Here is a 6,721-nt window from a genome sequence, read left to right as displayed (position 1 = left end):
TCCTTTCGAAAACAAGCACTCGCTTCTTGTACTACTTCTCTGTCTATGAAAATCTTGTCAAAGATCGCTCGCTTTATTTTCGCACCCATTTCAACAGGAGCAGAAAATGCTACTTGAGAACCTTTGTCCTCAAAAGCGAGTGCAAAGGTAATGCAAAATATCACAAACTCCAAATCTTTTTAGAAAAAATCTATATCTAAAATGAAACTTTTCGATTTATACAACAAAATAGAGAGAAACACCTATATCTATTTTGGAATATAAGTAACTGGAATAGAATTAGAATCAACACAACTGAACGTGAGTGGATTAAGAATTTCACACCAACACCCTCCTTAATAAGACGTTGCCATATCTTCTGGCACACAGATATAATAATCGGCTATGCCTTGATAAGCCTCATCCAAATGCGAAATATCTTCCTGTCGCACGGCTCTCACCACCACATATCGTACCCCCGGCTTATATGTTAACAGATAAGGGATGATGCCCTCGCGGTTGTCTGAATGAAAATTCCCATTGAAATGAATCAACTTTCCTGGCAGATTTTGAGCAATTCTCCAGGCCATCGTAGCATCTTTGACGGCTTGTGCCTCGGCAATGCGTTGAGGATTAGCATTTTTATTCTTCCCCATCATCCCCATGAGTGCAAAGCCCTGCTCGACACTTTCATTCGATTGAAAGTGGATAGGCAATGGTGCCATGTAACTTTTTGCTTCAGTTGAGAACGAATCCAAATAAGCTATTCCATGGTCTTTCACGGCAGTGGCATAACGACGTGGCACATTTGTGGCAACAACAGGCACGTGATGCTCGCGCGCAAAGCCAATCAAGCCGGCGTAATCGGTACTGTAATTAGGCCACAAGCGCGCTTCATCCTCAAATCGCTCACCCGTAATCTGCCCTTGAAGATACTCATTCAAAATGAGTTGATTGTCACTTTCAAACATTTCTAAACCCATTTTCAACTGTGACCCGTGTACATTGTAAAGACTTTCCAGCAACTTTTGCTCCAACCAATGGGTGATAACACAGTTATGTATCTCGCCAATAAAAACTACATCCGCCTTAGAAAGACTCTTAACAAGCTGTTCATAACTGATCAATTTACCCTTGTTGTCATAAAGACGATAAGCTTCGGGCTGTTTTTCAGCCCACATATAAGTTGCCATGCTCAGCATAACAGCACAGCAAACTAAATGTAAATTCTTTAATATTCTCATTATTTTTGTGATTTATATACAACGATTCGGTGGGTCCACTCAAACATTTCATTCACCATTTGCTGTATCATTTCTGGTGTAATACCATGTAAACATTCTCTATAATCATTGAAATCTTGCAATGACTCACCATTTTTCACCAATGAAATCAATGCCGTTTTCCATTCAGAGGGAGACTTATCATTCAGCACTTTATCTTTCGTAACAAGGAAAGAGCGCTTTAGTTTGTTGAGTTCTCCAGTGCTTATAGGCCGTCCTTTGATATCTTTGATAATCTCTTGCAACAACATTTCAGCCCTCTTTCGATTCTCGTCCTTCAAAGAAAGATTAATAACGAAGTGATATTTCTGCTGCGGGACACCACTATATGACAGGTCTACATAGGGCGAATAAACAATATTTTCACTCTCGCGGAGCACTTTCAATACACGATCTTGCAACACATCGCGAATCAGTTTCATACCCAGCGTGGCGCGAAGTGACGGCACATAGTTACCCGAAAAGATATAGTTAGCTACTGTTTGATGGTCATTCCCACCCTCAAAACCTTTGGAATAGACTTGCTTATTGGGTGTAAAAGGCACATTGTTCAAAGGCAATGGCGTTGCTGGTGCTTGGAGTTGCGCAAACATTGCAATTGCCTTCGGCACCACATGCCCAGCATTGAAGTTACCCGTTAGAATGACAGTGAGCCCTGTTGGATTGCCAAACAACTGCTTATAATAATGAGTTAAGGAGTCTATATCCAGTGCTTTCAGCGTAGCTTTTGTAAGCAATCGTTCACTATTGACTATTCCATTACCCACTAACGAGTCAATCGTGTTCGTCATTAATCGGTCAGCATCGTGCGCCAAGAGCTTGTCTAAGAGTGTCTCTTTTCCTAAATTTTCCTGCTCAGAAGCTATTGTTTCGACGAAATCTTCATGGTTAACGCCTGGGAAACACATTTTTTCGTAAACGAGATTTAATAGTGCTGTCGCATGCTTCCCAGGCGAAGAAGCCAATAACTGGTACCAATACGCATCCTCACCCACCGTCATCGACAACTGCTGCTGTGTCATTATGCTCAATAAAGTGTCGCTCGATACCTTGGCTAAGCCACCCATATCAACATAACTTACAGCATCATGAAGTTTTAATTGCTGTTGAGCAGCAAGGTCTGCCGTTCCCCCTCGCCCTATAACAGCAAGGTAAAGTGTGGAGTCTTCCTCTAAGGTTGGACGCACAAGCAACTTCACTCCATTCGCCAGCTGTATCTCTTCAACGCCAAGTTCTGGCCATTTCTTGCTGTATTTAATACTTTCATTTGCCATCTTTGGTATTTGCTTCAAACACAAGGGCAGACTAATGGTATCTTCTTTTGCCTCTTTTTTCGAATGAAAAACATAAGGTTTTATGGAACGTTTCCAGCCTTTTTTCCACGCATTATCTGCCTGTTTAACATCAAAAGCAGTAGCTTTTGTACTATCAACAGCGTAAGTATAGGCATACAACCGACTGCGTTTCATAGCTTCAAGAATACTTTTTAGACACTCTTGTAGCTGTATGCTCGTTGTCATTTTCACCTGATTGCGCACCCACTCCACATCCCTTGGGTGCCAAAGAGGACGATCTCCTGCCATGACATAATCTACAAAATCATCACATAAATCAGAAGAAAGATGCTGTGTTGTATCAGGTTGCAAATGAGCAAGACGCATATCAATCAGCTGTTGCAACTCATTTCCCTCCACGCCACACTGCAACAGCCGATGACATTCATAGGAAGTCGCAGCTAACTGCTGTGCTAACTGAATCGGAGAATTACCACGCAGTGAGAAAACAAAATGATCTTTGTCTGCTAAATACCAATCATTTGACACATTACACCTTACACTATCAGCTGCAAGGCGCTCAGAAAGACATTGCACCAACATACGCATCTGTTGCTTTTTGACCACTTCAGGCAACAGCCTTTCAACGATTGTAGAATGTGGGATGATGACTTCCAACTTACTTTCACGCTGCATGCTATCGGGCAACTGCATCCAGGCAGCTCCTTTAGCATAGGTCATCGGCAGCGGTTTGAATGCCTTTTTATCTGCTTTTGCAGGGATTGTACCTAACGTTTTACGTAGTTTTTCAACCACTTCTGCTACATTCACCTGTCCCACGACAAGCACAGTCGCCCGAGATGGCGTGTACCAACGCTGATAGAAAGCTTTTAAGCGGTTACTATCAATACTATTAATGTCTTGTTCTGTACCCAATGGTATGCGGTCAGCATAGCGATTTTGCCCCATTTTCAATTTGTAGAAGTCGTCATTTTGCTGGTAGCTTCTGAGTTCTTCTGCAATAACTCCACGTTCCTTTTTCACGCGTTCATCATCAAAAGTCAGGCCACACAGCCAATCACGAAGAGCCAAGAAAGTGGAATCTAACAGTGCTTTATCTTGTGAATGGTAAGGCAAAGAGAGCCAATAGATTGTGCGATCAAAGCCCGTAAAGGCGTTGATGTCACGTCCAAACTTCATACCTTGTCGCTCAAAATAATCAATCAGAGCCCGTTTTGGAAAGTGCTTACTTCCTATAAAGGCACTATGCTCTAAGAAATGTGCACCTCCTCGCTGGTCATTCTCCTCCTGTAAAGATCCCACATTCATGACCATTCTCACCTCTATATTATGCCTTGGCAATTCGTTGGGCAAGATTATATAACGCAATCCATTATCCAAGTATCCCTCAACAGTACCATTGGGTAGGGTGATATATTGATTAATGCGTAAACAAGGTATAGCAAAAGCTCTCCCAACAAATAGGAGTCCGAGTACAATTATCCAGAAAAGAGTATGTCTAATCAGTTTTTCCTGCATGCCATTCTCCTTGTTTAACGATGTAAAGTATAAACAACATGCACCTGTTCATAACCATTCCCATCAGCAAAGTCCCATGGGAACGTGAATGAAAGTTTACCCTGTTCAAAATCAATCGATGCCGAAGGGGCAACCCAGTCAGTTGGACTATGACCGAAAGTATCTCTATCAATGGCACTTACGCCCAAAAATTTATTGGGATCCAGTGATCCTCCCATCATCAGGAAGTCATCATCGATGGTATAACCCACCAAGTTTCCATCTTCTTCAATCTCGACAAGGGTACCCTTTGCTTTCTCTTTCAACAACCTGTTCCATGCAGAGTAATTGTAAACAAAAGGCAATCCAGCCACTCTGTCGCCATAAACATCTTCTTTCTCGCCCACAAAGGTGACGGCTTTGCTCACGGGATTGAAGGCAATCCCATCCAAAGATGCCTCGAAAGTCTCCTTACGCTCGTCGTAATGAATGGCTTTCACGGCCGCCTTTCCATAGGGGGTATTCATAAAAAACTCGTTATCGTCGACTGTTTTGCGCTTCAACACATCATATAAGAAGGTGGTTAATCCCATAGGGTTGCTCAAAAGTTTCAGTTTGGGATGGTCAACTGTGGCATCATCGCTCAACGTTATCACACTATACCCTTTGTAAACGCGTTGTGCTTGCCCTTGGAAAAAGCCCTCCTTATCATCGTTATTGAATGTGATAGTGGTTTCTACGGGTATTTTCCCAAGTAAACGGATCATATTGATACCATATTTTGTCTGCACATCAGCTATCAATTGCAGCTGTGTTGGCGTCAGAATCGGCACGTCAGCATCGGGGTTCATCGTGATTTGAGCACTTTTTCCAAAACCCTTGATAAGCGGATTGGAGGCCGAAGCCACTTGCATGGTCACTACTTGAGGTGCTGCAAGTAAATGCTTTCCATTTGATTTTACACGGAAGACCACTTCTTTCTGCCCTGGATTGAAAACTAACTCATCACTATCGGCATGCAAAATGCCTTTTTCATTGCCTGTAAAAGACAATTTTACGGACTCGCGTTGCTGAGGCGCAAAGGCAATCATCGCATGCACAAAGATGCTTGCTGTGTCGTCTTCTGACAGGATTGCGTTGCCCGGAATGGTCAATTCCACACCATTGGTCATGGTTTCTTGGGGTGCATCTTGTGCCTGACAGCCTGCCAAAACGCATGCTATAGCTGCAAGAAGCGTATTCAATATATGTTTCATCTGTTTGTTTTTTCGTTTAATTGGAAGGCCAACCGGCATTCTGTTCTACGCGGTTGAAACGATATTCCGATACCGGAATGGGGAAACACCAGCGGTAATCGCCGGTCGAAATGGTGTTGCTCGTGCCGGTGCCCCACTGCGTTTGGCGAGGCAAAGCAGCGAGATGCATGCGTTTGAGGTCGAAGAAGTTGACGCCTTCGCCGGCAAACTCGCGTTGCTTATCGGTGAGAATGAGTTGCAAAAGCACTTGATTAGAGGTGCCGGCAGGTGCTTCGGCCACACCAATGCAATGCCAATAATGATTCATCAGCGTGCGTGCAGCCTCGGTATCCCCCTTTCTACAATAGGCTTCGGCAACGATATAATAGGCGCCGGCATAGCGCATCGTGTTGATATAGCCAATGGCTTGATTGGTTTTGTTGGCCCGGTTATACTTGCCGAAGAGCGTTCTGCCGGTGCCATCCATCACAAAGGGATAGACGAAAGAGGCACGACGGACATCCGAAGCCACGTAGTCTAACTGTGGATTGAGGCAGAAATAATCTCCTTCTCGGGCCCTACTTTGAATGCCGGCATAATAGGAAGTGTGGATGTTGAAGGCAAAAATGCGCCCCGAATAGCTGTTGGATTGCCACAGGCTGTTGATGCCGTCGGGGGTGAAATAAGCATCGTTGCTCTTGCCGAGAACACTTTTTCCGTAGGTGATGGCCGCTTCGTTGTCGCCCGCATAAAGCGCCAAATCGGCCAAAAGATACTGCACAGCTGTTTGAGAGAGCCAGCCATTGCGTTCCGGATCGTGCGGCGTTTGGACGGCCTCGGTCAGCAAACGGCGTATCATAGCCACGACATCGCGGATGGAAGCGCGTGGCTTATCCTCGATGCCAAGCTGCGTTTTCAAAACGATGCCCAGTGCCTCGGGATTTAAATCGTAGGCCGGTGCAAACACACGAAGTAGCTGAAAATAGCTCAAAGCCTTCAAAGTTTTGGCTTCGGCAATAATGGCTTGTCTCTCGGTTTCCTCTGTTTGCCCTTGCGTTTCGACGGCTTGCATGCGTTCAAGCAAAGCATCACACTGTGCAATGACATTGTAATAGCCTTGCCAAAGCGTAGGCGCAAGTTTGCTTATCTCGCGGTCGTCCCAATTATAAAGGTGCAATGACGAGATATCTTTTATCGAAAGCGAGGTCGGAACAAAATCGTTGCCCAACAAAGAAAACGCATATTCTTCGTGGGGATAGGCCAAATAGGCCGAAGCTAAAAGCGACCTTGCATTCGAAACCGTCTTGATGGCATCGGGATCGGAGAACTGATCTTGCGGCGGTATGTTCAGATTACATGCGGCAAAAGCCATTGAAAGCACACCGATGGCCACACTTTTGAATATCGGTAGATGTTGTTTCATTGTCTCTTA

4 protein-coding genes are annotated in these 6,721 nt (G+C 44.4%); all 4 read right to left on the bottom strand.

All coding sequences use genetic code 11. The annotated features are described in order from the left end of the window. Nucleotides 1-335 precede the first annotated feature (335 nt). Genes X919_RS0102725 through X919_RS0102710 form a run of 4 tightly spaced genes read right to left on the bottom strand, consistent with a single transcriptional unit; the run spans nucleotide 336 to nucleotide 6,712 of the window. Nucleotides 336-1,223, bottom strand: a complete 888-nt coding sequence (locus X919_RS0102725; RefSeq protein WP_028898923.1) for a ChaN family lipoprotein — start codon at nucleotides 1,221-1,223, stop codon at nucleotides 336-338. After that, nucleotides 1,223-4,075 (bottom strand): M16 family metallopeptidase, encoded by a 2,853-nt coding sequence (locus X919_RS0102720; RefSeq protein ID WP_028898922.1) that lies wholly within the window; start codon nucleotides 4,073-4,075, stop codon nucleotides 1,223-1,225. The genes X919_RS0102725 and X919_RS0102720 overlap by 1 nt, the downstream gene beginning before the upstream one ends. 14 nt (nucleotides 4,076-4,089) lie before the next feature. Continuing rightward, nucleotides 4,090-5,310 (bottom strand): DUF4929 family protein, encoded by a 1,221-nt coding sequence (locus tag X919_RS0102715; RefSeq protein ID WP_028898921.1) that lies wholly within the window; start codon nucleotides 5,308-5,310, stop codon nucleotides 4,090-4,092. A gap of 16 nt (nucleotides 5,311-5,326) precedes the next feature. After that, nucleotides 5,327-6,712, bottom strand: a complete 1,386-nt coding sequence (locus X919_RS0102710) for a RagB/SusD family nutrient uptake outer membrane protein (RefSeq protein ID WP_028898920.1) — start codon at nucleotides 6,710-6,712, stop codon at nucleotides 5,327-5,329. Nucleotides 6,713-6,721: the final 9 nt, after the last annotated feature.

Source organism: Prevotella sp. HJM029, from assembly GCF_000599605.1.
Taxonomy (GTDB): Bacteria; Bacteroidota; Bacteroidia; order Bacteroidales; family Bacteroidaceae; genus Prevotella.
Note: the sequence above shows the minus strand (reverse complement) of the source record. Positions and strands in the feature narration are given on the sequence as shown.

Excerpts from the sequence above, each read along its gene's own strand:
- X919_RS0102710 (WP_028898920.1), bottom strand. The coding sequence starts at position 6,712 with ATGAAACAACATCTACCGATATTCAAAAGTGTGGCCATCGGTGTGCTT.
- X919_RS0102720 (WP_028898922.1), bottom strand. The coding sequence starts at position 4,075 with ATGCAGGAAAAACTGATTAGACATACTCTTTTCTGGATAATTGTACTC.
- X919_RS0102715 (WP_028898921.1), bottom strand. The coding sequence starts at position 5,310 with ATGAAACATATATTGAATACGCTTCTTGCAGCTATAGCATGCGTTTTG.
- X919_RS0102725 (WP_028898923.1), bottom strand. The coding sequence starts at position 1,223 with ATGAGAATATTAAAGAATTTACATTTAGTTTGCTGTGCTGTTATGCTG.